A 26,690-nucleotide genomic window follows, 5' to 3' on the forward strand; every position below is an offset into this window, starting at 1 on the left:
TACTATATCGCAGATCTGTGTTTAAATTATGAACTTCGGGAAAAGATTTCTCGGGAAAGGTTTTTCAGCCTGTCAGTGATCGCTGCCCAGCAGCTGCCTGATGATATATCCGTAGATCGCCGCATTTTTCTCCGCCCATTTCGAGCACATCAGCTCCGCCGTGTCCAGATCCGGCGCCGAGAGCTCCAGTCCGAAGAGAAGCTGGTTCTCCTCCCGCACCTCCGTATGAACGATATAGTTTCCGTCGTCTGCCTCATAGTAGTCCGTATAGGTCGAGGATTCCGCACGGAGCCGGAGCTTATTTTCCTTCAGAAAGCGCTTCATATCCTCGATCGCACCCGGTGTGATGTCTGCCTGAAAGAACTCCAGCGTATCACCGCCCTCCTTCGTGATCTCGTAGCGTGTGACGTTTTTCGTGGAATGCGCGTTGATCAGCCGTGCCTCCACCAGCTCGGAGATACACTGCTGCAGAGTAAAATAGGTCGTATATTCATAGTCCAGAAAAAATCCGCTCAGCTGGTTGTTCGTGAGCGGATAATTTACGGAACGCAGAAGATAGAGGATCATCAGCTTGTAGAGCGTCAGCGGTTCTGTAATCATAATCTGTCCATCCTCATGCCTGCGCCTCTGCCTTCTCCGGCGCTTCTCCGGTGCGCTCTGCGAGGAGCTTCTCTGCACTGACAAGCTTCACACAGAGCGTGAAAAGCTGCGCTGCGGTCTTCAGGTCATCGATCGGCGGATAGGTCGGCGCCACACGGATATTGCTGTCCTTCGGATCCTTGCCATACGGATAGGTCGCACCCGCGCCGGTCAGCTTCACACCTGCCTTCTTGCACTTGTCGACGACCGCCTTCGCACAACCCTCCATCGTCTCGAAGCTGATGAAGTAGCCGCCGTTCGGCTTCGTCCACCCGCCGATCCCCAGACCACCGAGATTCTTCGAGAAGATCTCCTCTACGATCTCAAACTTCGGGCGGATGATCTCCGCATGCTTCCGCATATGCTCCACCATACCGTGGATATCACCGAAGAAGCGGACATGGCGGAGCTGGTTCACCTTGTCGTAGCCGATGGTCTGGTGCTTCATCTGGTTCCGGATGTCGTCCAGATTGTTGGAGCTGGTCGCCAGTGCCGCGATGCCGGAGCCCGGGAAGGTGATCTTCGAGGTAGATGCGAACTTATAGACGAGATCCGGATTTCCGGCGCGCTTGCATTCCGCGAGGATCTCGATCAGATAATCCTGATTCTTGTCATAGAGATGATGAATGCCGTAGGCATTGTCCCAGTAGATGCGGAAGTCCTTCGCCGCCGGCCGGAGACGTGCGAAGCGGCGGACGGTCTCATCATTATAGCTGTAGCCCTGCGGATTGGAATACTTCGGCACGCACCAAATGCCCTTGATGCTCTCGTCCTCCCGCACCAGCCTCTCGACGATGTCCATGTCCGGCCCGGTCGGCGTCATCGGCACGTTGATCATTTCAATGCCGAAATACTCGGTAATGCCGAAGTGACGGTCATAGCCCGGCACCGGGCAGAGCCACTTCACCTTGTCCAGCCTGCACCACGGCGTATTCCCCATCACGCCGTGCGTCATGGAACGGGAAATAGAATCATACATGACGTTCAGAGAGGAATTGCCATAAATGATGATATTCGCCGGATTGTTCTCCATCATATCGGAGAGCAGCACCTTCGCCTCGTCGATACCGCCCAGTACGCCGTAGTTTCTGCAGTCGGTGCCGTCCTCACAGCACATATCCGCATCGCTGTTCAGGGAATCCATCAGGCCCATGGACAGATCCAGCTGCTCCTTACAGGGCTTGCCGCGGCTCATGTCCAGACTCATTTCCATCGACTGGTACCGGCTGTATTCCTTTTTCAGCTCGTGAACCAGCGTCTGCAGCTCCTCCCTCGTCAGTTTCGAATATGCCTTCATTTTCCTTCTCCTCTCCTCATGCTCCCGCAGTTGTCCATGGTATGCAGGCATACCGCAGCTGCAAGATCTTTGACACTGGAATCATATACTGATTTCCGGTGCTTCGCAAGTGTAAATCAACGGCTATCGCTTATCTCTCCCATAGCCTGCGTTTCTGCTGCGGACTCGTCGCGGAAAGGATTCTCCCTCCATTCCGCGATTCGCGTCTCTAAGAATCTCTTCTCCCGCTCCGTATCGGAATCGCTCGGATACTGCTCGGTAAACGCCTGCATCGCGTCATATGCCGCCTGCCATTGTGCGGTTTTCTCCAGATAGACGATCTCGTCGAAGGCGAGATCCCGATCCTCCTGCATTCCCGCGGCCGCCGCCTCATCCATCAGCCGCCGCGCGTCTGAAATCCGATTCTCATTGAGCGCTGTTCCGGCATCCCGCACGAGGAGCTTCGCGGCGATCCGTTCCCTGAGCGTCTGATACTCCTCCCGTTCTCCGTCCGCCTTAGTGAGGATATCCAGCGTTTTGCCCGCCGCCTCATAGTCGCCCAGCATGTATTCCGCCTCTGTACGGTATTTCAGGATATCGAACTGTTCCTTCGAGATCCTGCCTTTGCCCGCCCTCATTGCCTGCTCGAAGCTCTCGACCGCCTCCTGATATTTCCCTCTTTCCAGCTGGTCTATCCCTTGAAGCCGAAGCTCTCCGCACCTTCCGCTGCCGCAGCCGCTGAGGAGCAAAAGAACCGCCGCAAGGAGGGCTGCCGTCTTTCGTCCGTTCCGCATTACTGCACTCCCGTCGTACCGAAGCCGCCCCGGTCGGCATTTCCCAGACTCTCGACCTCGTCGAAGCGAATATGCGGCTGGTGCTCGAGGATGCGGAACTGCGCGATGCGGTCGTTCACATGAAGCTCTGTATCCCTCGTTGCATATACCGGCATACGGAGGACGTCGTTGTCCCCATTGTAGGACTCATCAACCACCCCCACGGAATTGGTTTGGAGCAGTCCGAAATTTTTGAAGGTAGAGCTGCGCGGCGCCAGCAGCATCTCATAACCCTCCGGGAGCTGTACGGAAACGCCCATGCTGATCAAGCGAAACTCTCCTTTTTTTATACGGAGATTCTCCGCTACCCGAAGGTCGATCCAGTCACTCTTCCCCGCGATGTATTCCAGCTTCTGAATTTCCTTCGAATGATATTTGATGCGTATTGTTTTTTCCATGCGCCTCTTCCCTCCTTCTGTCCTTGCTTTTTCCAATGTGCGCTGCCGCGTTTCTCCGTCTTCCTGCAGGAACCGCTTCGGCTTCGCCGCCATGGGAGCGTCCGCTCTCTCCTCTCCCACTCCGAGCCTGTCCGGTCCCTGCTCAGCTTTCCGGGCTGCCTGCGTTCGCGTCCTCCGCACTTTCCGATCCCTCCTCCGGGATCTCTTCAGGGGCTGCGGGCGCTTCGCCCTCCTCACGCACCGGCACCGCCGATGGCGTCTCTTCGATCTCCTCCGCCGGGGGCATTTCGCCCTCCTCCAGCGCCGTCTCATAGAGCAGCTGCTCGAGCCATTCCTCCTCCGAGCTGTCATCCCTTGGCTGCTGCGGGTCGGCGGCTGTTACCGCTTCCATCTCCCGGATGCCTTCCACACGATCTGCTTCCGGCGTTTTTTCTTCTCGATCGCTCTCCTGTACTTCCGATTCCGGACTTCTGCCCTCTTCTTCTCCGACCGCTTCCGGAGCGGCTGCACCGTTCTCCGCCTGCCCGAACTCTCCTCGCGCTGTCTCCGCCTCCTCAGGCTCATTGCGTGCCGTCGATGCTTCCTCCGCGTTCTCCTGCTCGTCGCTCCCGAGCACATCCGCGATCTCCTCCGAAACCTCCGTCTCGATCGCCTTCTCCGCCTCCGGAGAGAGTTCCGGAAGCTCCGCGAGAGACTGCACCCCGAAGCGGCGCAGAAACTCCTCCGAGGTTGCGAAAAGTGCTGGACGCCCCGGGGCGTCCAGTCTGCCTGCCTCATAGATCAGCTCATACTCCACCAGCCGATTCACCGCATGATCTGACTTCACTCCGCGGATCCGCTCGATCTCCGCCTTGGTGATCGGCTGCTTATACGCAATGATGGCGAGCGTCTCCATTACCACATCCGTAAGCACCGGCTTCTTCGGCTGCTTCGCCACCCGGATCAGCGCCGGAAACTCGCTCGGGTTCGTACACATCTGGTAACGATCCTCCAGCCGCTCGATCAGGATGCCGCCCTGCCTCTCCCTGTAGCTTTCACACAGCCGCTCCGCCGCGTCTCTTGCCGGCTTCTCGCCGGTATTTAAGGCTGTGGCGATCTCCGAAACAGATACCGATCTGCCCAGCGCGAACAGCAGCGCCTCTACCGTTCTCTCTTCCCTTCGCAGCTCCGCGGAGAACTCCGCATCGATCTCCGCCGCGAGCACCTGCGTATCAGGGTTCCCTCCCATGAATCCAAACTCCTCCTCTGTTCCCCCCCGCTGCCCTCGGCAGGGACTTCCTCTTCTGAGCTGATAATGCACACAATCCGATTCTCTCCCGCAGCAGGGACTCCTACAGATCCTCTACATCCTCAAGCTCTCTCTCCGACACCTCCGCCCCCTCTACGACATGGATATCCATGTCCGCAAAGGGACGCTGCTGCTCCAGCGTAATCTTCCCCATCTTCATCAGCTCCAGCACAGCGAGGAAGCTGACCACGATATCCATCTTGCCGCGCCTCTTCCGGAGCATATGCCGGAAGGAGAACTGCCCATGCCGCCTGGCGTACTCCAGCACATCCCGTATCCTGCCCTGCAGAGAAATCTTCTCTCTCCGGATGACGCCGAATTTGGCGCGCACCTGATCCACCGCGTCCTCCCTGCGCCGCACGATATCCATCAGAAGCGTCCGCAGCCTGTCCGCCGTCACATCCCGGAGCAGCTCTGAAAGATCGATCGGCGGCGTATATTTCTCCACCTCCCGCGGGATCGTAGGAGGCTTGCAGAGACGCTCGGCAGCGCTCCCCTCCCTCCTCCGAAGCAGCAGCGCCATATATTTGAAGCGCTTGTATTCCAGAAGCCGCGCCACGAGCTCGGCTCTCGGGTCGATTTCCTCTCCCTCCTCATCCAGCTCCCGCGGAAGCAGCATACGGGACTTGATCTCCAGAAGCGTCGCCGCCATGACGAGGAAATCCGAGACGATATCCAGATCCTCCTCTCGAAGCGCGGCGACATAGTCCAGATACTGCTCCGTGATTTCCGCGATCGGGATATTATAAATGTCGATCTTGTCCTTTTCAATCAGATGGAGCAGGAGATCCAGCGGTCCCTCAAAATTCTCCAGTCTGTATGTGATTCGTTCCATAGCCCCCTCTATGCCTTCCTCTCCGGCGGCAGCAGATCGATGACACTGATCTCGGGCAGGTCGTTCAGGCGCACATTGACAGAATGCGTCCCCATTCCCCGGTTCACCAGCATCCTGCCGTTCCGATAGGGAAATACCCCCGCACATTCCTTCCGAAAAAGCTGAAACTGCGGGCTCATCAGTCCTCCCAGATACGGCAGACGCACCGTCCCGCCGTGGAAATGACCGGACAGCACCAGATCCGCTCCGTTTCGGATCGCCTCCTTATGATACAATGGGGAATGCAGGAGCACAATCTGAAAACGCTCCTTTTCCGCAATTTTTCCGGTTGTCCCGCCGGAATATTCCGCATATTCCGCATCAGAAAGCGGTTTTTTCTTTCGAAAAAATAATTTCCCGTAGTAGGAAAGCGGCAGCGTCAGCCCGCTGATCCGAAGCTCCGGCATTTCCGCCATGCAGATGCTCCGCCGATCCAGAAGCTCTATGCCGGAAAGCGCGTCGTTCCAGCGTGCCGCCGCCTTCTGTGCGCGCTGCCGAAGCGACTCCGGCATACGGCAGAAAAGCCCCTGCTCCCCGCATCCCGCCTTTCCCAGCATGCGGCTCTCATGGTTTCCCAGTGCATAGATCACAGGATATTCCTGCCGGAGCTCCCGGAGCAGCGCTGCCGTCCGTTCCACCTGATCCGTGCAGTCCCGTCCCTCCCCCCTGTATTTCCTGCTGACAATGAAGTCCCCGCCGATCAGAATGAGCTCCGGTCGGAGCTCGCGGAGCCTTTCCATGAGCTGTCGGTTTCCCTCCCCGAACTCTGCCTCATGCAGGTCGGAAAGAAAAACGAGCCGCCGCGGCGTGCTTAGTTTTTCGGAGAAAAAACGGTAATATTCCGTTTTCAGTTGTTTTCTTTCATAATCAGACCTCTTTTTCAGCAGAAACACTACCGACAGAATTAAAAATACGGCTATCCTATACATTCATTTATCCTTTACATTCCGCGCCGGATATTGTTATGATATTATCAATGATTTCAGCATTGCTTACACAAAATCCCGGGATGAGCGCTGTATTTTTAGTTATTTTTCTATTTTTCTGTCTATTTTTTCAAGGAAAGGTATTCTCATGATCAGCTATTCCCCCTTCTGGCAGCAGCTTCAGGAGCTGCACATCTCCCAGTATTCTCTGATTCACCATCACAATATCTCACCCAGTCAGCTGAACCGGCTGAAGCAGAATCAGCCGGTCTCCACGGAAACGATCAGCCTGCTGTGCAGCATTCTGAAATGCGAGGTTTCGGACGTAATGCAGTTCATCGCACCCTGATCCCTCCCGCGAAACAGAAAACCGACAGTTACTTCCCTGCCGGCTGTCCCTTCTCTCGATGCAATCCTGTATTTCCGCGAAGCGCGCCCGCTCTTCGCTGCGAAAGGCTTCTGCCTCCGAGCTATGTGTACCGTTCACTCCCGAAAATCGCCGCGATCCGAAGCGCAGCTCAGGCATCAGCGATCCCACTCTCTACAGCCGCTTCTGCCGGCAGCGCTTCTGCCTCCTTCTTTACCTCTTCGAAGATCTGCATGAATTCCCTTCCGGTGATTGTCTCCTTTTCAATCAGAAATGCCGCGATCCGATCGAGCGCATTTCGATTCTCTACGAGGATCCGCTTCGCCTCCTCATAGCACTCTTTCAGAATCCGCATGACCTCACGATCCACCTCGGTCGCAGTATCGTCGCCGCAGTTCATCACCGTCCCCTTCGAAAGGTAGAGACTCTCTTCGGTCGCCAGCCCCATCAGACCGAACTTCTCCGACATCCCGTACTGCGTCACCATCGCTCTCGCGATTCTCGTCGCCTTCTCAATATCATTGGAGGCGCCTGTTGTCACCGTGTCAAAGACCAGCTCCTCCGCGGCACGCCCTGCGAGGAAGCCGACCAGCATGGCATGAAGCTCCGCCTTGGTATTCAGGAACTTCTCCTCCTCCGGCACCTGCATGACATAACCGAGCGCACCCATGGTTCTCGGTACGATCGTAATCTTCTGTACCGGCTCTGCGTCCTTCTGTACCGCCGATACCAGCGCATGCCCGACCTCATGGTAGGAGACGATCTTCCTCTCCTGCTTCGACATGATCCGATCCTTCTTCTCCTTGCCGACCAGCACGACCTCGACCGCCTCGAAAATATCCTCCTGATTCACCTTCGCCCGTCCATGCTTGACCGCAGTGATCGCCGCTTCATTCATCATGTTCGCGAGATCCGCACCGACCGCGCCGCTGGTTGCCAGCGCGATCTCCTCAAAGTCTACGGAATCGTCCAGCTGTACGTCCTTCGCGTGAACCTTCAGGATATTGACACGTCCCCGAAGATCCGGCTTCTCCACGATGATGCGGCGGTCGAAGCGTCCCGGGCGGAGCAGCGCCGCGTCCAGTATCTCCGGACGGTTCGTCGCCCCCATTACCATGATGCCCTTGCCCGCGTCGAAGCCGTCCATCTCGGACAGAAGCTGGTTCAGTGTCTGCTCTCTCTCGTCATTTCCGCCGTAGCGGGTATCTCGCGTCTTGCCGATCGCGTCGATCTCGTCAATGAAGACAATGCAGGGTGCGTTCTGCGCCGCCTGCCGGAATAGATCGCGGACTCTGCTGGCGCCGACACCGACAAACATCTCTACAAAGTCGGAGCCGGTGAGCGAATAAAAGGGAACCTGCGCTTCTCCCGCGACTGCCTTCGCCAGCAGGGTCTTACCGGTACCCGGCGGTCCCACCAGGAGCGCTCCCTTCGGCAGCTTCGCCCCGATGGCGGTATAACGGCTCGGATTATGCAGGAAGTCCACGATCTCCACGAGACTCTCCTTCGCCTCGTCCTCCCCCGCCACATCCTTGAAGCTGACGCCCGTCTCCCGCTGCATATACATCTTCGCATTGGATCTGCCGACACCCATCATTCCGCCGCCGTTTCCGCCCATGCGCCGCATCATCAGATTCATAACCAGAAAAATCGCGATGCAGGGCAGGACGACCCCGAGCAGCATTTCCAGAATATAGCCGGAATTGTCCGGCTTCTTTTTCAGAATCTCGATGTGGTGGCTGTAGAGACGCTCCACCAGCGCCGCCGCGTCCGCATTAACCGGAACCACTGTGAGGAAGCCGGTTCCTGCCGTCCAGCCCTCCGGGAGACTGCCGGGATCTGCCGATTCTCTCAGCGATGCGCTGTCCTTCGGATAGACTGTGATCTGATTATCCGCCCACTCGACACGGCTGATCTCATCCTTCTCCACCATCGTGAGGAAGCTGCTGTAGCTGATCTCTGTCGGCACAACGCGCCCAAAATACTGCCGCACCATGGAGTAAATAAAGAAGCTCAGCGTTACCGCGATAAGCAGTATCAAAAAGGTCTGCCCGGAAGGGCGGTTCCCGCCGTTTCCGCGCATCTCATTCTTATCCATTTTTTCTCCTCCGCCTCTCCGATTTCTACTGCAAAGTAACCGTTCAGGTAAGCCGTTCGCAATGTTACCATTATACGAACTGGCAGGGCATAAATCAAGCTGCGCCGTCTTGTATTCACGCCCTGTTCCTGCTAGAATTTGTAACAGTTCAGATAAGCAGAGCTTTATGAAAGATAGAACCATGGAAAGCAGGAGAGAGCAATGGATCGACAGCATCTTTTTTTAATCGGCTTCATGGGCGTCGGCAAGAGCACCGTCGCGCGTGTCCTCTGCGAACGGCTCGGACTTCCTCTGATCGAAACAGATGCGCGGATTGAAGCAGCGCAGGGAATGACGATTACGGAGCTCTTCCGACGCTCCGGCGAAGCCTGCTTCCGCGATCTGGAAACCGCGCTGCTTCAGGATCTCTCCCGCGAAGCGCCCGCCGTGGTTTCCTGCGGGGGCGGCATTGTCCTTCGTCCCGGGAATGTCCGGCGAATGAAGGAGAGCGGCAGCATCCTCCTGCTCACTGCCTCTCCGGAGCACATACTCCGGAGAGTCTCCGGAAATACCACCCGTCCGATCCTGAACGGCAATATGAATCTCGACCACATCCGCGCGCTGATGGAACGTCGGATGCCCGCCTATCTGGCAGCGGCAGATCTCCGCATCTCTACTGACGGAAAACCGGTAGCGGAAATCGTTTCGGAAATTCTTTCAGCACTTTCTCCCTTGTAAAACCCATCCTTCTTCCCATATACTGTGTATAAGCTCCTGTGCAATGTCGGAGCACAGGCCATGCTTGCATAGGCGTATGCTCCGACATTGCACAGGGCAGCAGGTATGCGGCAGGAGGAAAGGATATGACGAGTCGGGAACTTTTGTATGTGAAAACCGTGGCGGACGAAAAGAATATCTCGAAGGCGGCGAAGCGTCTCTTCGTCGCGCAGCCCTCCCTCTCCCAATCCATACAGCGAATCGAAGACAGCATCGGCAGCAAAATCTTCATCCGCGGCACGAATGGGCTGAAGCTCACACAAGCGGGCGAAAAATACTATCAGATGGCATGTCAGGTTTTGAAGATCTACGGGGACTTCGAGGCGGAGATCACCGACATCAATGATCTCCGCGCCGGACACATCTACTTCGGCATCACCAACCACCTCGGCGCCATCATTCTGCCGGGTATCCTCCCCGCCTTTTATGAACGCTGCCCGAATATCTCCGTCGAAATCTTCGAGGGCTCGACTACCCCGCAGGAAAACAAGCTGATTGCCGGAGATCTGGACTTCTCGATCATGCATGCGCCCGCCTCGGAGGCGGAGGCAAATCCTTCCCTGCACTACGAGATCCTCGCAGATCATCCCTTCGTGCTCGCGCTCTCCCGGCAGAATCCTCTGGTTCACCGCGCCGTGCCTAAGGAGGGCTATGAGCATCCGGTGCTGGATCTCGAGCTGCTGCGGGATCAGCCGCTCCTGACATTGACGAAGGAGCAGCGCATCCGCCATATCACGGACTCTGTTCTGAAAAAGGCAGGGATCGCCCCGCATATCCGCCTGATGTCCCGAAACTATATGACGCTGGAGCGCCTCGCCGCCCTCGATCTCGGCTATGCGATGCTTCCGGGCGATTATGTCAGCATCAACCGCTACAACAATCCTCCGGTCTTCCTATCCATCGACAGGAAATACGGCGCGTACTGGAGTCTCTGCATCGCCACTCTGAAAAACAGCTATCTTTCCCGTGCCGATACCTTCCTGCTGGAAATCCTGCGCAAAAGCTTTTCCGGCAGCACAATGCTGAAAAAGGTCTGAGGCTTCACGCTCAGTCCTTTGGTTTCATATAGAATCTTCCGGCGATCTCCGTCGAGCGGATCAGATTGATGAAGGCGTGGGGGTCGATCTCCCGAATTCGCATCATGACCCGCTTCGTGTCTGAGGCAGAAATCACGGAATAAACCATATCATGCTCGATGTGCGCATGAGAGCCCTCCGCCTTGATGATCGAGGCTCCGTGATGGCAGACCGCATGGATCGCGTCGGAGATTTCCTGCGCGCTGTCCGTAATGATAATCAGGGTCTGTCTCTGATAGTTCCGGTAGAGCATTTGCAGTGTTTGCGTCGATACATACTGAAAAACGATGGAGTACAGCGCCTTGTCCCAGCCGAAGAGCAGACCTGCCGTCACGAGGATCACGACATTGAAGCCCAGTATCAGATTCCATGTCTCGACGCCCTTCTTCTGCGAGAGATAGATCGCGATGAAGTCCGTCCCGCCGGAGGTCGCATCCACGGAAAGGCAGAGACTGATCGCCACGCCGTTCATGATTCCCCCGAAGATCGAGATCAGCAGCGTATCATAGGTAAGAGCATGATCCGGCAGGACGTCAATGAAGATGCCGCTCAGCAGGATCACCACCAAAGAGTACAGCGTGAACTTCTTCCCGATATAGCGGAAGCCGATCCAGACCGGAATCAGATTCAGGCTCACATTCACCAGCGTGTAGGGAAGCTCAAACGGCAGATAGAGCTGGCTGATCCGCTGAAGCAGCACCGTGAGTCCGGTCACACCGCCCGGATACAGTCCGCCGGTGCGCACAAAGGCTTTGATATTCAACGCCATTGTCATCGCAGCGAGTATGACGACAAGCAGACGCTTCCCATCCTCTTTCCATGCAAATTTCATATTCTATATCCCTGCCGAAACGGCATTCCTCCCCTGTTCTCTTCCAATATCCGGAGCATCTCCGCGCCTTCCCCGAGGGAGAGCTGTCCGGGCGCAGAGCCCGCCCCGACTGCCATGAAGCTGTAGTCCGAGCCGGAGAGCATTCCGGCGAGCCTCGATACAGAGCCGAGCCGTCCCATCGACATGGCAATATACTCATGCCGATTCCGATCTGCCTCGCGAAACCTTCTCATCTCCAGCATCAGCCGGAGCACATCCTCCTCACATTCCGGCATATACGCCGCCTTCAGGATATCCGCACCGCTCTCCCGAAGCTCTGTAAAGATATTTCGAAGTACCTCGTCCTCCGGTGTTCTCGCGAAATCATGGTAGGATGCGATGCTCCGCACGTTCCTATCTCGCGCTTCCGAAAGGATATGCGCCGTGCTGCTGCGGTCTGCCGCCGAGGGACGCCCCTCCGCATACCCCTCTCTCCGCAGCTCCACATCCACCATATCGATGCAGCCGCTCCGAATAGCGAGAAGATTGCAGTTCTCATACTCTCCGTCCGCAGGAAAAGCGCCGCCCTGCGCTGCGGTACGGATCGTAAACAGCAGCAGCTTCCCCGGAAGCCGTATCCGCAGTCCGGAAAGCACCGGCAGCAGCCGCGCTGCGGGAAGCTCCGATGCGAGATCATAGCGAAGCTCCACGACGGAAACCTCCGGAAAGGCGCGCTCCGCCGCGATCGCCTCCGCCTGCCGATAGATCTCCGTCTCCTCTCTCCCTGTGATCGCCACACAGATCTTCACAGCCATACCGCTGTCCTTTCTCATAAAAGGGGGCGCGCTCCCCCTGTCTTCTCCTGCCGCAGCCGCTTCCGCCGATACGCGGCAAGGATCGGACGCTCCAATATCCGCTTCAGCCGGATCTGCAGCAGCTTCTCCGCGCCGATGGGCCGAACCAGTACGCTGTGGATCCCCGCCCGCTTCGCGCCCCAGATATCCGTGAAAAGCTGATCTCCGAAGAAGAGCAGCTCGCTCCGATCCAGCCCCAGCAGCTCCGCCGCCCGAAGATATGCCCATGCCGAGGGCTTATGCGCATCGCAGAGGAAGAAGTCCGCCTCGGTCTGCTTCGCGAAGCTCTGCACCCGCTCCCGATGATTATTGGAGATCAGGCAGACCCGCCAGCCGATCTCATGCAGCCGGGTAAAGAGTGATCTCGCCTCTTCATTCGCTCCTGCGTCATGGAGCACCAATGTATTGTCTATGTCATACAGAGCGGCGCGGTAGCCCTCCCGGTACAGTCTCTCATAGTCCGCTTCATAGACCGAGCAGATCTCATCATCCGGATACAGCCAGGAAAGCATCACCCCTCCTCCGTCTGCATTTCCCGTCCGCGGAGCAGCTTCCCGATTTCCTCTACGAAGGTATTGATATCCTTGAACTCCCTGTAGACCGAAGCAAAGCGCACGTATGCCACCTGATCCACCTCCTTCAGCTTCTCCATAACCAGCTCGCCGATTACCTCTGTGCTGAGCTCATTCTCCCCGGAAGCAAAAAGCGCATTCTCGACCTCATCCACCATTCGCGTGATCGTATCCCGCGGAACCGGACGCTTGTGGCAGGAGCGAATGATGCCCGCCTCGATCTTGCTGCGATCGTAGGGGACTCTGCTTTGATCCTTCTTTACAATCAGGATCGGCGTGGTTTCCAGCTTCTCAAAGGTCGTAAAGCGTTTCCCGCAGCTCTCGCACTGCCGTCTCCTGCGGATCGCCGTATTGTCGTCGGCGGGTCTGGAGTCGATGACCCGGGTATCCTCTGCATTGCAATATGGGCATTTCATGACTTCGCACTCCTATCCTCGCTATAAGCGCTCAGGAAAAAGATGGTTTCCGCCGCCGTGATATACGGTACAAGGAAGAGCATTCCCAGCCCCAGCGTGACGGCACTCAGCAGATACCATGGGAAAAAGGAGAGGATCAGCAGCAGATAGCGTCCCTTCCTCCTCTCTATCGTATGAAAGGACAAAAGCAAGCTCTCCACCGCACTACGATTCGGATCGTCCGCGGCGAATATGGGAGCGCCCGCAAAGAAAAGCTGAAGCAGGAAGCTGATCGCATTCGTGATCCACCGCACGATCGTCGTATTGGCAGCATTCAGCCCATACACATACATGCAGAGGAACAGCGGTGCAGAAATCACGAGACTCATCAGACCGAGCAGCAGTTCTACCCAGAAAAAGCTCCAGAACTGCCTTCCATTTCGGAAGCCCCTGAAAATATCCGACGCTGACACGCGTCTCCCCCTCACCATATCCAGATACATCCTCTGCATCCCCAGCGCAAGTCCTGTCGCGATGAGGTAATACAGCAGGAAAAGGAGTGCGACGAGTATCCCGACAGAAACTCTGAGCAGCATGCCGTCCCGCTCGCTCAGCATGCCGCCGAAGCGTCCGACCGCTGCTGCGCCGCCTGCGAACGCCGCCACAGGAAACGCAATGAAAAGCAGCGCAGCGAGCAGCAGAAGGAAGAAGCTTCCGATCATGCTCCCCCAGTTGCCGCGCAGCTGCTGCCGTGCAAAGCTCTTTATCTCCCGATTCGTCATCATATCGTTCACCTCCGCTCTCTGTACCGCCCTATTTTATCATACCCGAAGAGAGATTACAAAGAGGATTCCGGGGAGGCAATCACAGGGCAGAGCGGAAAAAGCGCCCGACAGAAATCTGTCAGACGCCTTCCGGAAATGCAGTGAAAAAAGAAACATATCACGACCTCCCTAGAGGTATTTTTCGAAGAACGCAGTGGCAGCCTGTATTCTTTCATGGTTGCCATCCGCATGTTCAATACCGGGAATTCTTCGCATTTCTACCCTTTTTATGCCGTTTTCCTCGAAATTTCTCCGAAGACTCTCCATCCTCGCAACACGATTCGTCCCATAGGGCGATTCTCCGATGAATTTGGTATCCAGCTCTCCTACCGTGATCTGTACAGGTACATTTCTCACTGCCGTTATATCCAGTTCCTTGTCAAAGACCTCTCTGAAATTTCTGACTCCCCAGAAATAGTCCTCTGAAAAATTCAGGAACGTAGGTCTTCCGGGCGCGCCGATGGAAACCGCCTCCAAGCGCGCAGGGTGAACCAGCAGAAATCGATTGGCGAATTGACCGCCGCCGGAATGTCCGAACAGAAGGAATTTATCCGTCTGAATCCCGGGATAGCGTTCTGCCATCTCGTCAAGCATCGAAAGCAGGATCTGATCATAGCGTATTCCGCCGGCAGAAAGGAGCTTATAGCTGTTGAAATCCGCTCTTTCGATCATCCCGCTTGGGAAAAGCGGTGCAAGAATCGCAACATGGCACCTGTCTGCCCAACTGCGCGCCTCTGCGATATAATCCTCTATTGCACAGCCGGTTCCATGGATGAGCACCATGAGACGCAGCCTACAGCCGGCTTCTTCCCGATAATAGTCCGGCACATGCACCCGGTAGCAAAATCTGGGATCTGCGGCGCAGGCCCAAAGCATATTCAGCTCTGCATTTCCGAATAAGTTTTTTTCCGTCTCAGACGTCAGATTTTTATCCAGCTCCCCCATTGTTTCTCTCCTGTCCTTTCAATGTCTCAGCCGTCCTGTTAAAGGAATTTTCCGAAGAAAAAGCTTGCGACTACAAGCATAATCGCGCCGCCGATTCTGGACGAGATCTGCGCGTAGGACATAAGCTCCATACGATGCGCCGCGCCGAGACATTGTACATCTCCCGACCCGCCCCCGTTCGCCATGCATAAGCCTGCTGTCAGCATTCCCTCCACCGGGTAGAAACGGAATATGCTTCCTGCAAGATACGTTCCAAGCATGGCGCCGACGACCGTAGCGACGATAACCAGCAGATTCGCCAGGTTGGTAAATACTCTCGCATAATCGCTGAGATCTGTACCGATCCCAACCGTAATCATCAGCGGAAACGACATATACTTCACAAAAAACTGCTGCATTCCCCTTGCGCCCGCCTTTACATTCCCGGGAAGAATGTCGGCAGCATTGAGAATAGCAGCCAGAATGACCATAAAGGCGAATTTATGGATGGTAAAGCCAAGATTCATGTGATGATTGATGAGAGAAATATGTCCGGCATAGAGATCTGCCGCACAGTAGCAAACCAAGGCGAGCGCCATGCCTGTCGCGTAATCCATAAACGCCGGTTTACTGTCCTGCTGCGCCGCACTCAGGTTTTCCACCCCCTTCATCAGTTGTCCATTTCCGGTTAAGGATGGACGCAGCTCGCCGACCCTGTTCAGTACCGCACTCATGAAAACCGCCACCAGATTTCCGAGTGAAATGACAGCAAATGCCGTAGCATACCAAGCGTCGCCGTCGCCGCCGGTCGCTGCCGCCCACATCCGGCTCATCGGCTGAATACCCGCCCCATTTCCTCCTCCCATGATCGGAATTGCATAGGTGGTGATCGCGTGGATCGCGCCGATTCCCGTAACGGCGCCGATGAGTCCGGCTAAGCCAAGCGCACATACAACGCCGCCGATAATCGTGGGAATATACCCGACGAAGGATTTCAGCAGAACCCCTCTGTCCAGAGAAAGCACAGAGCCGGTAATCAGCATACAGATGTATAGATCCAAAAAACCGGTTTTTCCATTAAAAGCGCTGAGCGCCTCCTTCGTATCCGGCCCGATCAGAGAAAAGGTATTCATGGCTCCTGCCACAAGGCAGGTAAAAAGCATGCCGCCGCCAAACCACGCATTCCATATCGGAATTCTGTTTCCGATCCAGCCCAGGAGCGTTCCGACGATCATTGCAAAGGCAAGGGCTCCGATCATGTTTCCGGGCAGCCAGTCCATTACGCCCAAAATAAACATGATTATCGTGAGAGCGGCATAAAGCCAAACAGGAAAGCCAAGTATCTTCGTTTCTTTTAATGTGCTCATATCGCCTCCTCCAATTTAATTCTCCGAGATCAATAAATTGAATTCAGCCTGCCGGCAAGCAGATTCTATGCCTGCATTATACAATTCGCATATATTTAATGCAAATTTTCACGTCATCTTGTTGATTCTGTTTTCATCATTGCCTTATAACCGTTTGGAATGCTCTTTCGTCAATATTGGGCATTTATACAGACTCCGGATCATTTTTACACAATACTGATACAAATCGTTATAGCACGATAACAAAATAGCAATATCCCCGCTGCGGTCTGCCTGCTTTCTCATCCCGTCTATGCATCCTGCCGGATGGATCTGCCGATCATATAGTCCCAATACCGCTGCGCACTGTCGGATAATACGAGCTCCCGATTCCGGGCGATGACGATATAACGGTGCAGTCCGCCCCGTACCGTCATGCAGACATTGTCCGGATGACGGTCGAGATGTACCGTCGTGGTGGGAACGAGCACCACACCGCCGCCGCTGCTCGCTACCGTATATCGCGTATCTACATAATCGATCCTCTGCGGATGTCTGGGAACGATATTATATTTCTTTAAAAATGCATTTTCTGCATAATATAAGCTGTGATTTTCCGTCGATAATATAAACCGGACGCCTGCGTCCCGCAGCTCCGCTGGATCTATGATCAGAGGGTTATCGATCGCGTTGTCTCTGATATCCTTCCCCTGCAGGCAGGGATTGTCTCTGTTGGTAATGAGCAGGAGCGTATCCTCCGCCAGAGGCATATATTCAATATCGGGAGACAGCACAGGGCTCGTATATACGGCGAGGTCGACCGCCCCCTGCAAAAGCGCATTTTCACAGTGCAATAGATCAAAGTCCTCGAAGTTCAGCGATATATTCGGGTATTTATCCGTGAACGCCTTGGACATCCTGCCTGCATAATCCCCTCCCCTATGAGTGGTCGCAACATTGATCCTCGTTTCATCACGTTCGAGACTGTTTGCGATTTCCGCCTTCAGCTCTTTCTCGATAGCAACGTATTGTCTGGCGTAGCGTAAAAAAATTTCTCCCTGCCGCGTCAGTGTAATCCTGCCGAATCCGCGGTTAATGAGCTGACAGCCCAGTTCATTTTCAAGCTTCGCCACCTTTTTGGTCAACGCGGGCTGCGATATAAAGAGCTTCCGAGCCGCATGGGAGAAGCTTCCGCATTCGGCCAGAATAAGAATGCTTTGATAAATGCCTGTGTCCATAAGCAGGTACCCATATTTCAGAAAACGCCGCCTTTACTGTCTCTTGTCCGGTAAAGGCGGCGCATGTTAATAGCTCATGCCAGAAATCAGCGCTCCATATTCTACTTTCTTATCTCTGATACTGATTGAAGAACTTCCTAAACTCCTCCAGAATCTCATCCTGACTCGGAAGGCGGGAGCTGCCGTCGTTCGGTGTCTGCTGCTCTCCGGAGCTGCCGTCGCTTCCCTGTCCGCCGTCATTCCTCTCAAACGGATTCTGTGAGCCTCCTGTCTGTCCATTGCCGCCGGAAGCATTGGTATTCGAGCTCTCCGAGGAGCCAAGCGTTACCGTGACCTCCGTCTCCACATACTTTCCGCTGCCATCCTGCCGCTGTACTGTCACCTTCACCGTCTCTCCGGCGCGGTACTTCGAGAGCAGAGACTGCAGGCTGTTATAGTCTGTCACGCCCTGCCCGTCCAGCTTCGTGATGATGTCCTTCTCCTGCAGGCCGGAATTCTGTGCGCTGGAGCCCTCTGTGAACTTGTAAATGAATACGCCCTGCGGCATATCGAAGCTCTGCGAGGTCGCCTTGTCGATATTCTTGACCTGTACGCCGAGATAGCCCCTCTCATTCTCCGGCACCTGATCGCGCGTCGTCAGACTGGAAAGATTGCTGATAATCTCCTTCGCCTTGGAGGACGGGATGGAATAGCCCATGCCCTCAACCTCCGTGGAAGCATACTTCGCTACATTGATGCCGATCAGCTCGCCGTTCATATTGAGCAGCGCACCGCCGGAATTGCCCGGATTGATCGCTGCATCGGTCTGCAGCAGCCCCGACTCCGTGCCGTCAGAGGTTTCCACATCCCTGTCCTTCGCGGAGATAATGCCGGTCGTCACGGACTGCCCATAGCCCAGCGCATTTCCGATCGCAACCACCTGATCACCAACCTCGATTCTGTCCGAGTCTCCTATCGTGATGACCTTGATTGCATCCAGCGTAGCGCTCTCGATGTCCGACAGCTTCACGGCGACCACCGCGAGATCCGCAGAGGCATCCGTTCCCTTGATCGCCGCATCCACAGACTTCCCGTCCACGAAGGTCACGGAAAGCGAGGAGGAATCCGCGACGACATGATTATTGGTCACGACCAGGAGCTCTGTATCGGTCTTGCCGATAATGACGCCGGAGCCGCTCGCCGGAACCTCCGTCTCCTGCGACTGATAGTTTCCGAATATGGAGAAGCCGTTCTGCTGGTACTTCACCATATTGGTAATCGCTACAACGGACGGCATCGCATCTTTCGCAACCGTTCGTACACTCGAGAGCTCCGTATCTGTCCTGCTGCTCTGCTGTGCCGCCGTAGTTTCCGCTGCAGACGACATCGCATTCTCCGTACTCGGCTGAAACGCCGTATCTGCCTGTGTCTCATAAGCACTCGCTGCATGGAGCCCCATCTGGTTCGCCGCCAGATTCACGCCTACCATGGACGCACCTGCCACCGTTCCGAAAAGTACCGCACCTGCTGCGAGCTTTACTACCCTTTTCATATCGATATCCTCCTGTCCTATTCATAAAGGAAATTCCTTCCCTGCCCTCTCAAGCTTACGCTGTACATGATATCGAACGAATGTGACGAGAATGTGAAAACTCTGTTATAACTTTGTGTCATCCGAAGAAACTGCAGCGCCCTACAGAAGCAGTGCCACCGCCTGTGCGGAAATCCCCTCTCCTCTGCCGGTAAAGCCCAGACGCTCCTCCGTCGTCGCCTTTACAGACACCTCCGAAAGCGAAATGCCCAGCGCCGCGGCGATATTCTCCCGCATCGCCGGAATATGTACCGCGAGCTTCGGCGCCTGGCAGATCAGCGTCGAATCAATATTGCCGATGCGGTAGCCCTTCTCCCGCAGAAGCCCTGCGCATTCCGAGAGCAGGCGCAGCGAATCTGCACCCTCATAGCGCGGATCCGTATCCGGGAAATGCTGTCCGATATCCCCGAGCGCCGCCGCCCCGAAGAGCGCATCTGTGATCGCATGACAGAGCACATCTGCATCCGAATGTCCGAGCAGCCCCCTCTCGCAGGGAATCTCCACCCCGCCTATGATGAGCTTCCTGCCCTCCGCCAGCCTGTGTACGTCGTAGCCGCTTCCGATTCTCATATCTGCATCCTTTCCTTTGTCTCCCCCCTGCCTTCACCTCTGACGGACTGTCCCGAAGCACTTAAAGCCGTACACGGAGCTTCCTCGGTACACAGCTCAGCACCAGATCTCTGAGCTTCCCGCAGGATTCCCCGTCCGTATGTACCGGAAACGCCTCTGCCGTGTGGATCTCCGCCTCCCTGCAGCGATAGCAATGAACGCCTGACATCTTCTTATGTATGCCGAACAGTGCCGCCAGCAGAATGCGGACAATACGGAGCTTCCGCTTCGTGCTCACGATGCAGAGATCCAGCCGCCCATCCTCACAGTTCGCGCCGGAACCGAGGAGATAGCCGGATTCATGCGGGTGAACATGCGCGGAAATGAAGATGATATTGTTGAACTCCACTCTCTGCTCCTGATCCAGCAGGATATATCCTCTCGTCCTTTGCGCCCTCTTCAGTTCCCGCAGAAAGATCAGAAAATAGCTGAAGCGCGCAGAATGCAGGCGCAGCGGGTATTCTCCGCACTGCCTGCAGCGGGATGCGAGCAGCTCATGAAAAACCGCCGCGTCGAAGCCGATTCCCGCGCTGACCACGAAGCGACGGTTGCCGTTCTCCGCATCCAGCACCCCGTAATCCAGCATTCGCTCCCGCTCCGCGGTGAAAAAACGCTCCGGCTGCCTCCGGAGCCGGTATTTCCTGCGGAGGTTCCTCGCAAAATCATTCGCGTACCCGGTCGGAACAAAGGCAATGGAAACTCTGTCCGAGTCCAGACAGGCGCCGTCCACGACCTCGCTCAGCGTGCCGTCGCCGCCGATCACCACCAGCGTCTTCTCCTCGCGGCACCGCTCTGTGATCTTCCTCGAAAACGCCCTGGCATCCCCGGTCTTCTCCGTCAGAAAGACCTCATACCGCTGCGTGCCGGAGAGCTTCGGAAGACGCCTCTGCACCTGTCTCCAAACACGCATTCCCTTTCCACCGCTGGCATGAGGGTTCACAATGAAATAATACATGAACTCCTATCCATCCCTCTCTATATATAATTAAGAATTATAGCACAGATGAATTTCTCCGTGTGTGAAAAGATTATAAACAGGGACTGCAAAGAAATGGAAATTCATTTCTTCACAGCCCCTTTAATATCAGGCTGCGGATTACCGCGTCTACTTCGTTTTTTCCTTTGTTTTAACCTCCTGCAGCTTCATTGCCCGCACCCTCTCCGGCAGACCGAAGAGCGTGATGAAGCCGGATGCATCATGGTGGTCGTAGAGCTCGCCGGTGGTGAAGGAGGCAAGGGATTCATTGTAGAGAGAATAGGGAGAGCTCGTGCCTGCCTTGATGATGTTGCCCTTATAGAGCTTCAGCTTCGTCGTCCCGCTCACATACTTCTGGGTCGACTTCACGAAAGCCTCCAATGCCTCCCGCAGCGGATCAAACCACTTGCCCTCATAAACCACCTGCGCGAATTTCACGTCTGCTATCTGCTTGAATTCCATGGTCTGCCGGTCAAGAATCAGCTCCTCGAGCTGCCTGTGCGCCTCTACGAGGATCGTACCGCCCGGTGTCTCATAGACGCCGCGGCTCTTCATTCCGACGACGCGGTTCTCTACGATATCAATGATGCCGATGCCGTTCTGTCCGCCGAGCACATTCAGCCTTTGCAGAATCTCCTTGAAGGAAAGCCTCTCCTTGTTCAGCGCGACCGGCACGCCCTCCTCCCAGTCGATGCTGAGCTCTGTCTCCCTGTCCGGTGCTTTCCTCGGATCGACAGAGAGCACCAGCATGTGCTCATAGTTCGGCGCGCAGTCCGGATCCTCCAGCTCGAGTCCTTCATGGGAAATGTGCCAGATATTCCGGTCGCGGCTGTAGGAATTGTCATGTGAGCCAAAGGCGAGATCGATGCCGCGCTCCCTGCAGTAGCGGATCTCATCCTCGCGGGACTGCAGCGTCCAGATATCGGTCATCCGCCATGGGGCAATGATGTCGAGATCCGGTGCGAGCGCCTTGATCGAGAGCTCGAAGCGGATCTGATCGTTGCCCTTACCGGTCGCACCATGGCAGATCGCCTTCGCCCCCTCCTTACGGGCGATCTCCACGAGACACTTCGCGATCGCCGGCCGCGCCATCGAGGTTCCCAGCAGGTACTTGTTCTCGTAGGTGGCATTCGCCTGCAGGCAGGGAAGTGCATAATTATCGCAGAAATCATCTATAATGTCTTCGATATAGAGCTTGGACGCGCCGGAGAGCTTCGCTCGCTCGGAAAGCCCGTCCAGCTCCTCTCCCTGCCCCACGTCGATGCAGCAGCAGATGACCTCATAGCCGAAATTCTCTTTCAGCCACGGAATAATGGTAGTCGTGTCCAGTCCGCCGGAATAGGCAAGAATCACCTTCTCCCCCTCGGTATTGTTCTTCGGTGTAAGATTTGCCATCTTCTCTCCTCCCGCCCGAAGCCGGGCGATCTGAAGCCGCCCCGACTTCCATGAGAATCAGAAGGCAGCTCTCTGTTTTTTACCTCCTGTATCTTACATCCGGAATGAGAGAAACGCAAGCATATCATGAATAAAAATTCGTATTTTATGGATTTTATTCAAGTCTTTCATTGAATGTCAATTATAAAGAGCTTTTCTTTATGGAAATCTCTTCGCTGGGACTCAGCCTCGCCCGGGAGGCTTCGGCTAACCTCCCTTCAGGGTAGCAATCGCATGCGATTGCTTTAACCGCTCTAAACCGCGCGGCTCCCCCGATCTCCGATCGGGGGGTGTTTTGGGAGGTACTTCTCTTCGAGAAGTAGTCATGTACGCTCCGGATTTGCCTGATGGCAAATCTCTTCGCTGGGTTCACCTCGGGCTCGATGCCCTCGGTGAATCCGCCTCTGCCGGACACAGACTTCGTCTGTGCCATGTCGCTACGAGATTTCCTTTATGGAAATCTCTTCGCTCCCCGGTGCACCTTTTGTTTTTCGGTTTTTCACACAGGTTTCCAGAGAGATTGCAGCGTAGATATCCTCATTGATCTGCGGACAGACCGCACGGTATTCGGCGAGGCTCAGATCATCCAGCGTACAGTCCTTCCTTTCACAGAGCAGCACCAGCTCCCCTACGATACCGTGCGCCGTCCTAAACGGAATGCCCCTTCGCACCAGATAATCGGCGACATCCGTCGCATTGGTGAAGCCGTTTTTCGCGCTTGCCTCCATTCGCTCCTTATTCCAGCGGATCGTCCGAAGCATGCCGCTCATCAGCAGGACGGAGCGCTTCATCGTATCCATCGCATCGAAGGAGAGCTCCTTGTCCTCCTGCATGTCCTTGTTGTAGGCGAGCGGAAGTCCCTTCATCGTCGTCAGAAGCGCCATCAGCGCCCCATAGACCCGTCCAGTCTTACCGCGGATCAGCTCCGCAATATCCGGATTCTTCTTCTGCGGCATGATGCTGGAGCCGGTGGAGTAGGCATCGGAGATCGTCACGAAGCGATACTCGTTGCTGTTCCAGAGGATGATCTCCTCGCTGAGCCGCGAAAGATGCATCGCGAGCGTCGACAGGTCGAAAAGATACTCCATGAGATAGTCCCGATCGGAAACCGAATCCATGGAATTCTCCGTCGCCCGATCGAAATGCAGCAGCGCCGCCGTATAGTCCCGATCCAGCGGATAGGTCGTTCCCGCGAATGCACCGCTGCCGAGCGGACAGGCATTTAGGCGGACACGGCAGTCCGCGATGCGGGAGCTGTCGCGGCGGAACATCTCTCGATACGCCGCCATGTGATGCGCCAGCGTCGTCGGCTGCGCCTTCTGGAGATGCGTAAAGCCCGGCATATAGGTCTGCCGGTTCGCCTCGATGATCTCATCCAGCGTCGTGAGCAGACCGGAAAGCAGCTCCTGCATGGCGTCGATCTCATCCCGGACATAAAGCTTCATATCCAGTGCGACCTGATCGTTCCGGGAGCGCCCTGTATGAAGCCGCTTCCCCGCCTCTCCGATCCGTCTCGTCAGCTCCGTCTCCACGAAGCTGTGAATATCCTCGGCTTCCCCTTCCAGGCGCAGCCGCCCCGTCTCGATATCCGCAAGGATCTCCGTAAGCCCCTCTACGATGCGCGTGCTGTCCTCCTGCGGGATAATGCCCTGCCTCCCCAGCATCCGCGCGTGCGCAATCGAGCCTGTAATATCCTGCCGGTACAGTCGCCTGTCAAATGGGAGCGACTGGTTGAAGGCAAAGGCGGCGTCATCCGTCTCTCCCGTGAATCTCCCTCCCCAAAGCTTCATTTCTCTTCCTCCTCGTCTCTCTCTGCTTTCTCCGTCTCCCCCGGATTGGTATCGGACGAATTGGGCGGCTGCGGGAATTTCACCACCTTTCTGACGATCCCCTCCGCTGTCATCGTCCGGATATCCGGAACCTCGATTTCCTTTTCCTTCGATACCTCGGGGATCACGAAAGCCCTGTCCCACTCCTTGGCGGTTCTGCCCTGCATCCTGAGTGCCTTTTGCCGTCTCCGACGGCTTCTCCCGCGAACGCTGTCTCCCTCCTCCCCTCCGCGCTCTTTCCCGGCGGACTTCCTCCTGCCCGGCGCGGCTTTTCCATCCACAGGCATTTTCCGCCGCGGTCGCCCGGACTCGAATCCCCAATACAGACAGACCGAGAGCAGAAGGAGCAGAAGAGAAATCCCCGAGAGCACTGCCCCTATTTTCAGACCCTGCGGAAAATAGCGGAGTGTGATCTCATGCTCTCCGGCGCTGAGCTTGAGCCCGAGGAAGCCCTCCTTTTCTCTGTCCGGCTTGATTTTTTCACCGTCCACCGTCGCCGTCCATCCCGCGTCATAGGGTATCGTACAGAGCAGCACGCCGTCCTCCGGCAGGACAGCGCGTCCCGACAGTCTGCCGTCCCCGAAGCGCGCCGGCTCGAAGCCATAGGGACTCAGCCTCTCATAGACAGACCGCAGCACCTCCCTGTCGAAGCGATACACGCTGCCGTCCATATCCTGTCCGCTCGTTTCGGAATGAAGGCGGATCTCCTCCCCGCTCCTGAGATAGCCAAGCTCCAGAAAATAGCCCCGATCCACATTGTCAAAAAGCTTCTCGCCCTCTGTATAGTACGCCTTGACCTTCTTGATCTTCTGCCTGTTTACATAAACATAATAGAGCCCGGCCTCATCCGCCGTAAAGACATAGTCCTCCCCCTCGAAGCTCCCGAGCACAGGATGCAGCACCGATCCCGCTCCCAACGCCTCCGTGAAAGAATTCTGTACCAGTGCGGGATTCCCTGCCTCCAGATCCCAGTCTCGAAGCTGCTGCTCCGTCAGGAAATAACCGATCGGCAGCGTATACCGGTTCCGGTAAAGATAGGTCTTGCCGGAGGCGTTGATATACTCCAGTCCCTGCTCCGAGGGATGCGCTGCCTCCTCCGAATAGAGCGCATACTTCACTGCGAAGAGCATATCCATCAGCGGTGTCGAGCCGGTAATGGAATAGGCGTTGGTGGAAGCCTCCATGCCCGACTTTCTGAAAAAGTCCGAGCAGTCCTTGTATGCCGTCGAGGAGAAGAGGGAGACGCTGGGAAAATTCATCCATGCCCCGTCGTTCTTGGTCTTCCTCGTGACCTTCTCCAGGCGATAGAAACCCCTGTCCTCGCTGCGCACCGCCTCCGTCAGCTTCCGTACATCCGCGTTGTCCGCGATATAGGAGCTGCGGCTCGTCGTCGTGACCGAAGTCACTGCCATATTCACCGCCGTCTCCACCGTGAGAAGGAGCAGCGTCAAAAGGAGGAGCAGGTTTCCGCCCCGCTTCCGTCGTCTCTCCCAGTACATGCAGCCGAAGTAGAGCAGCACGAGCAGGAGCCCGACATAGAAGCTAGACCAGTGGAACGCCTCCTCCGTAACCAGCTTTTGCAGGAGCAGGATCAGCATAAGCGCGATCCCCAGTGCCCGGCACAGCTCCCTAAGCCGGAATGCACGCCGCTCCAGGTAGGCATGGTAAGCCATGGTAAGCACCAGCAGGATGTAGAGGAAGCTCTGCCGACAGGGCAGACTGTTCGGATAATGAAAGCCGTGCCAGATGAAGTTCAGCGTATTGATCGAGAAGCTCAGATAGAAAAGGAGCAGCAAAACCCCATAGACAAGCTTCTCTCTAATCCGTATCCGCCGGTTCATGAAGTACAGCGGGAGAAGCAGGAATACCGCCGTGCCGCAATAGAGGTTCGGCCAATGATTGAGCCCCTGCTCTGTCTCCACATTCGGGAGATGCCGCGCGATCATATCCAGAATCGTGAAATACTGGGTCGCGGTGTCCGGGAAGCTCACATTCCCGGAGGCGGTCGTCTTCAGCGCATAGATCTCCGGCAGCAGCGTCACCGCCGCAAGTCCTCCCGAAAGCAATGAAAAGAGTGCGAAGCGGGACGCCCTTTTCCACCAGTCCTCCCGGAACCGCTCTCTCTCCAGCAGCTCGAATGCGAAGAAGTAGAGCACGAGAAAGAGACAGATCATGATAGAAATATAGTAGTTCGAGAGAATCGAAAGCCCCAGTGCCACTGTATAGAGAATCGGACTTCCTCCCCGGAGCAGCCGCTCCATGCCGAGGAGGATCAGCGGAAAGAGCAGAATGCAGTCCAGCCACATGATATTCCAGGAATACGCCGCGAGGTAGCCGCTCATCGCATAGAGTATCCCGAAGAAGGCGCAGCCGAAGTTCCGACGTCCGAAGTGCCTGCGGAAATAGACCGCCGCCGTCAGGCCGCAGAGTCCGATCTTCACGATGACCAGATAGCTCATGAATTCCAGCACGAGCCCCCGAGGCACCAATATGAGCAGGAAATTCAGCGGACTTGCCAGATAGTAGCCGTAGAGCGCCGCGAAGTTCACGCCCATCCCGATGTCCCAGCTGTAGAGGAGAGACCCCCCATGCCGCAGCTTATACTGGAACTCCGAAAAAAAAGGCGCGTACTGGTGGTACAGATCCGTCCGGAGGAAGCTCTCCTCTCCGAACGGGAAGATCCCCCTTGCGATGAAGATCACCAGCATAATGATACACGGGAGCAGGAACGCAACCAGGTAGGCGTCTGCCGCCCGAAGCCACTTCTTATTCATATC

Annotated in this window: 26 protein-coding genes; 3 read left to right on the top strand and 23 right to left on the bottom strand. The window is 55.9% G+C overall.

The window, feature by feature from the left end:
• Positions 1 to 72 precede the first annotated feature (72 nt).
• From HW273_RS08105 to HW273_RS08135, 7 genes are all read right to left on the bottom strand, one after another.
• Positions 73 to 600 (bottom strand): DUF4364 family protein, encoded by a 528-nt coding sequence (locus HW273_RS08105; RefSeq protein WP_179011335.1) that lies wholly within the window; start codon positions 598 to 600, stop codon positions 73 to 75.
• Between the two features lie 13 nt (positions 601 to 613).
• The gene (locus tag HW273_RS08110; protein ID WP_179011337.1) at positions 614 to 1,936 is read right to left on the bottom strand and encodes an aminotransferase; all 1,323 of its coding nucleotides are present in this window, start codon (positions 1,934 to 1,936) and stop codon (positions 614 to 616) included.
• Between the two features lie 116 nt (positions 1,937 to 2,052).
• Positions 2,053 to 2,709: a tetratricopeptide repeat protein gene (locus tag HW273_RS08115; RefSeq protein ID WP_179011339.1), complete on the bottom strand. Its 657-nt coding sequence runs from the start codon at positions 2,707 to 2,709 to the stop codon at positions 2,053 to 2,055.
• Entirely contained in the window at positions 2,709 to 3,146 is a 438-nt protein-coding gene (locus HW273_RS08120) for a dUTP diphosphatase (protein WP_179011341.1), read from the bottom strand. Before HW273_RS08120 ends, HW273_RS08115 begins: the two co-directional genes overlap by 1 nt.
• A gap of 142 nt (positions 3,147 to 3,288) precedes the next feature.
• The gene (gene scpB / locus HW273_RS08125) at positions 3,289 to 4,374 is read right to left on the bottom strand and encodes an SMC-Scp complex subunit ScpB (RefSeq protein WP_207718937.1); all 1,086 of its coding nucleotides are present in this window, start codon (positions 4,372 to 4,374) and stop codon (positions 3,289 to 3,291) included.
• A gap of 103 nt (positions 4,375 to 4,477) precedes the next feature.
• Positions 4,478 to 5,269 carry a segregation and condensation protein A gene (locus tag HW273_RS08130; RefSeq protein WP_179011343.1) on the bottom strand — a complete coding sequence of 264 codons (792 nt, stop codon included), beginning with the start codon at positions 5,267 to 5,269 and terminating at the stop codon, positions 4,478 to 4,480.
• 8 nt (positions 5,270 to 5,277) lie between these two features.
• Positions 5,278 to 6,237, bottom strand: a complete 960-nt coding sequence (locus HW273_RS08135; RefSeq protein WP_179011345.1) for a metallophosphoesterase — start codon at positions 6,235 to 6,237, stop codon at positions 5,278 to 5,280.
• Positions 6,238 to 6,382: 145 nt separating this feature from the next.
• Here HW273_RS08135 and HW273_RS08140 point away from each other — a divergent pair, with 145 nt between their 5' ends.
• Positions 6,383 to 6,583 (top strand): helix-turn-helix domain-containing protein, encoded by a 201-nt coding sequence (locus HW273_RS08140; RefSeq protein WP_179011347.1) that lies wholly within the window; start codon positions 6,383 to 6,385, stop codon positions 6,581 to 6,583.
• 169 nt (positions 6,584 to 6,752) lie between these two features.
• On the opposite strand, the gene ftsH is transcribed toward HW273_RS08140, so the two are convergent.
• Positions 6,753 to 8,699: an ATP-dependent zinc metalloprotease FtsH gene (ftsH, locus tag HW273_RS08145; RefSeq protein ID WP_179011349.1), complete on the bottom strand. Its 1,947-nt coding sequence runs from the start codon at positions 8,697 to 8,699 to the stop codon at positions 6,753 to 6,755.
• 201 nt (positions 8,700 to 8,900) lie between these two features.
• Between ftsH and HW273_RS08150 the strand changes: the two genes are divergently transcribed.
• Positions 8,901 to 9,416 carry a shikimate kinase gene (locus HW273_RS08150; RefSeq protein WP_179011351.1) on the top strand — a complete coding sequence of 172 codons (516 nt, stop codon included), beginning with the start codon at positions 8,901 to 8,903 and terminating at the stop codon, positions 9,414 to 9,416.
• Positions 9,417 to 9,541: 125 nt separating this feature from the next.
• Positions 9,542 to 10,492, top strand: coding sequence for a LysR family transcriptional regulator (locus HW273_RS08155; protein WP_179011353.1), 951 nt, complete (start codon positions 9,542 to 9,544; stop codon positions 10,490 to 10,492).
• 10 nt (positions 10,493 to 10,502) lie between these two features.
• On the opposite strand, the gene HW273_RS08160 is transcribed toward HW273_RS08155, so the two are convergent.
• From HW273_RS08160 to HW273_RS08230, 15 genes are all read right to left on the bottom strand, one after another.
• Complete coding sequence (locus HW273_RS08160) at positions 10,503 to 11,363, bottom strand: YitT family protein (RefSeq protein ID WP_179011355.1); 861 nt, start codon at positions 11,361 to 11,363, stop codon at positions 10,503 to 10,505.
• Positions 11,360 to 12,175, bottom strand: coding sequence for a type I 3-dehydroquinate dehydratase (aroD, locus tag HW273_RS08165; RefSeq protein WP_179011357.1), 816 nt, complete (start codon positions 12,173 to 12,175; stop codon positions 11,360 to 11,362). Before aroD ends, HW273_RS08160 begins: the two co-directional genes overlap by 4 nt.
• Positions 12,172 to 12,708 (bottom strand): YqeG family HAD IIIA-type phosphatase, encoded by a 537-nt coding sequence (locus tag HW273_RS08170; RefSeq protein WP_179011359.1) that lies wholly within the window; start codon positions 12,706 to 12,708, stop codon positions 12,172 to 12,174. The genes aroD and HW273_RS08170 overlap by 4 nt, the downstream gene beginning before the upstream one ends.
• Complete coding sequence (gene nrdR / locus HW273_RS08175) at positions 12,708 to 13,184, bottom strand: transcriptional regulator NrdR (RefSeq protein WP_179011361.1); 477 nt, start codon at positions 13,182 to 13,184, stop codon at positions 12,708 to 12,710. The genes HW273_RS08170 and nrdR overlap by 1 nt, the downstream gene beginning before the upstream one ends.
• Complete coding sequence (locus HW273_RS08180) at positions 13,181 to 13,948, bottom strand: DUF975 family protein (RefSeq protein WP_179011363.1); 768 nt, start codon at positions 13,946 to 13,948, stop codon at positions 13,181 to 13,183. The genes nrdR and HW273_RS08180 overlap by 4 nt, the downstream gene beginning before the upstream one ends.
• Positions 13,949 to 14,116: 168 nt before the next feature.
• Complete coding sequence (locus HW273_RS08185; RefSeq protein ID WP_179011365.1) at positions 14,117 to 14,932, bottom strand: alpha/beta hydrolase family protein; 816 nt, start codon at positions 14,930 to 14,932, stop codon at positions 14,117 to 14,119.
• Between the two features lie 38 nt (positions 14,933 to 14,970).
• The gene (locus tag HW273_RS08190; RefSeq protein WP_179011367.1) at positions 14,971 to 16,278 is read right to left on the bottom strand and encodes a 2-hydroxycarboxylate transporter family protein; all 1,308 of its coding nucleotides are present in this window, start codon (positions 16,276 to 16,278) and stop codon (positions 14,971 to 14,973) included.
• A gap of 290 nt (positions 16,279 to 16,568) precedes the next feature.
• The gene (locus HW273_RS08195) at positions 16,569 to 17,495 is read right to left on the bottom strand and encodes a LysR family transcriptional regulator (protein WP_179011369.1); all 927 of its coding nucleotides are present in this window, start codon (positions 17,493 to 17,495) and stop codon (positions 16,569 to 16,571) included.
• 109 nt (positions 17,496 to 17,604) lie between these two features.
• Entirely contained in the window at positions 17,605 to 19,026 is a 1,422-nt protein-coding gene (locus HW273_RS08200; protein WP_179011371.1) for a S1C family serine protease, read from the bottom strand.
• Between the two features lie 141 nt (positions 19,027 to 19,167).
• Entirely contained in the window at positions 19,168 to 19,635 is a 468-nt protein-coding gene (ispF, locus tag HW273_RS08205) for a 2-C-methyl-D-erythritol 2,4-cyclodiphosphate synthase (protein WP_179011373.1), read from the bottom strand.
• Between the two features lie 61 nt (positions 19,636 to 19,696).
• Entirely contained in the window at positions 19,697 to 20,629 is a 933-nt protein-coding gene (locus tag HW273_RS08210; RefSeq protein WP_179011374.1) for a diacylglycerol/lipid kinase family protein, read from the bottom strand.
• A 150-nt stretch (positions 20,630 to 20,779) separates the two neighbouring features.
• On the bottom strand, positions 20,780 to 22,045 hold the full coding sequence (locus HW273_RS08215; RefSeq protein ID WP_179011376.1) for an argininosuccinate synthase: 1,266 nt from the start codon (positions 22,043 to 22,045) through the stop codon (positions 20,780 to 20,782).
• A gap of 181 nt (positions 22,046 to 22,226) precedes the next feature.
• On the bottom strand, positions 22,227 to 22,517 hold the full coding sequence (locus tag HW273_RS08220; RefSeq protein WP_179011378.1) for a hypothetical protein: 291 nt from the start codon (positions 22,515 to 22,517) through the stop codon (positions 22,227 to 22,229).
• A gap of 4 nt (positions 22,518 to 22,521) precedes the next feature.
• The gene (gene argH / locus HW273_RS08225; protein ID WP_179011380.1) at positions 22,522 to 23,874 is read right to left on the bottom strand and encodes an argininosuccinate lyase; all 1,353 of its coding nucleotides are present in this window, start codon (positions 23,872 to 23,874) and stop codon (positions 22,522 to 22,524) included.
• Entirely contained in the window at positions 23,871 to 26,687 is a 2,817-nt protein-coding gene (locus HW273_RS08230; protein WP_179011382.1) for a YfhO family protein, read from the bottom strand. The genes argH and HW273_RS08230 overlap by 4 nt, the downstream gene beginning before the upstream one ends.
• Positions 26,688 to 26,690 lie beyond the last annotated feature (3 nt).

The organism is Oribacterium sp. oral taxon 102 (genome assembly GCF_013394775.1).
Taxonomy (GTDB): Bacteria; Bacillota; Clostridia; order Lachnospirales; family Lachnospiraceae; genus Oribacterium.

Coding starts and splice junctions, on each gene's coding strand:
- HW273_RS08105 (WP_179011335.1), bottom strand. CDS start 600: ATGATTACAGAACCGCTGACGCTCTACAAGCTGATGATCCTCTATCTT.
- HW273_RS08110 (WP_179011337.1), bottom strand. CDS start 1,936: ATGAAGGCATATTCGAAACTGACGAGGGAGGAGCTGCAGACGCTGGTT.
- HW273_RS08115 (WP_179011339.1), bottom strand. CDS start 2,709: ATGCGGAACGGACGAAAGACGGCAGCCCTCCTTGCGGCGGTTCTTTTG.
- HW273_RS08120 (WP_179011341.1), bottom strand. CDS start 3,146: ATGGAAAAAACAATACGCATCAAATATCATTCGAAGGAAATTCAGAAG.
- scpB (WP_207718937.1), bottom strand. CDS start 4,374: ATGGGAGGGAACCCTGATACGCAGGTGCTCGCGGCGGAGATCGATGCG.
- HW273_RS08130 (WP_179011343.1), bottom strand. CDS start 5,269: ATGGAACGAATCACATACAGACTGGAGAATTTTGAGGGACCGCTGGAT.
- HW273_RS08135 (WP_179011345.1), bottom strand. CDS start 6,237: ATGTATAGGATAGCCGTATTTTTAATTCTGTCGGTAGTGTTTCTGCTG.
- HW273_RS08140 (WP_179011347.1), top strand. CDS start 6,383: ATGATCAGCTATTCCCCCTTCTGGCAGCAGCTTCAGGAGCTGCACATC.
- ftsH (WP_179011349.1), bottom strand. CDS start 8,699: ATGGATAAGAATGAGATGCGCGGAAACGGCGGGAACCGCCCTTCCGGG.
- HW273_RS08150 (WP_179011351.1), top strand. CDS start 8,901: ATGGATCGACAGCATCTTTTTTTAATCGGCTTCATGGGCGTCGGCAAG.
- HW273_RS08155 (WP_179011353.1), top strand. CDS start 9,542: ATGACGAGTCGGGAACTTTTGTATGTGAAAACCGTGGCGGACGAAAAG.
- HW273_RS08160 (WP_179011355.1), bottom strand. CDS start 11,363: ATGAAATTTGCATGGAAAGAGGATGGGAAGCGTCTGCTTGTCGTCATA.
- aroD (WP_179011357.1), bottom strand. CDS start 12,175: ATGAGAAAGGACAGCGGTATGGCTGTGAAGATCTGTGTGGCGATCACA.
- HW273_RS08170 (WP_179011359.1), bottom strand. CDS start 12,708: ATGCTTTCCTGGCTGTATCCGGATGATGAGATCTGCTCGGTCTATGAA.
- nrdR (WP_179011361.1), bottom strand. CDS start 13,184: ATGAAATGCCCATATTGCAATGCAGAGGATACCCGGGTCATCGACTCC.
- HW273_RS08180 (WP_179011363.1), bottom strand. CDS start 13,948: ATGATGACGAATCGGGAGATAAAGAGCTTTGCACGGCAGCAGCTGCGC.
- HW273_RS08185 (WP_179011365.1), bottom strand. CDS start 14,932: ATGGGGGAGCTGGATAAAAATCTGACGTCTGAGACGGAAAAAAACTTA.
- HW273_RS08190 (WP_179011367.1), bottom strand. CDS start 16,278: ATGAGCACATTAAAAGAAACGAAGATACTTGGCTTTCCTGTTTGGCTT.
- HW273_RS08195 (WP_179011369.1), bottom strand. CDS start 17,495: ATGGACACAGGCATTTATCAAAGCATTCTTATTCTGGCCGAATGCGGA.
- HW273_RS08200 (WP_179011371.1), bottom strand. CDS start 19,026: ATGAAAAGGGTAGTAAAGCTCGCAGCAGGTGCGGTACTTTTCGGAACG.
- ispF (WP_179011373.1), bottom strand. CDS start 19,635: ATGAGAATCGGAAGCGGCTACGACGTACACAGGCTGGCGGAGGGCAGG.
- HW273_RS08210 (WP_179011374.1), bottom strand. CDS start 20,629: ATGTATTATTTCATTGTGAACCCTCATGCCAGCGGTGGAAAGGGAATG.
- HW273_RS08215 (WP_179011376.1), bottom strand. CDS start 22,045: ATGGCAAATCTTACACCGAAGAACAATACCGAGGGGGAGAAGGTGATT.
- HW273_RS08220 (WP_179011378.1), bottom strand. CDS start 22,517: ATGGCACAGACGAAGTCTGTGTCCGGCAGAGGCGGATTCACCGAGGGC.
- argH (WP_179011380.1), bottom strand. CDS start 23,874: ATGAAGCTTTGGGGAGGGAGATTCACGGGAGAGACGGATGACGCCGCC.
- HW273_RS08230 (WP_179011382.1), bottom strand. CDS start 26,687: ATGAATAAGAAGTGGCTTCGGGCGGCAGACGCCTACCTGGTTGCGTTC.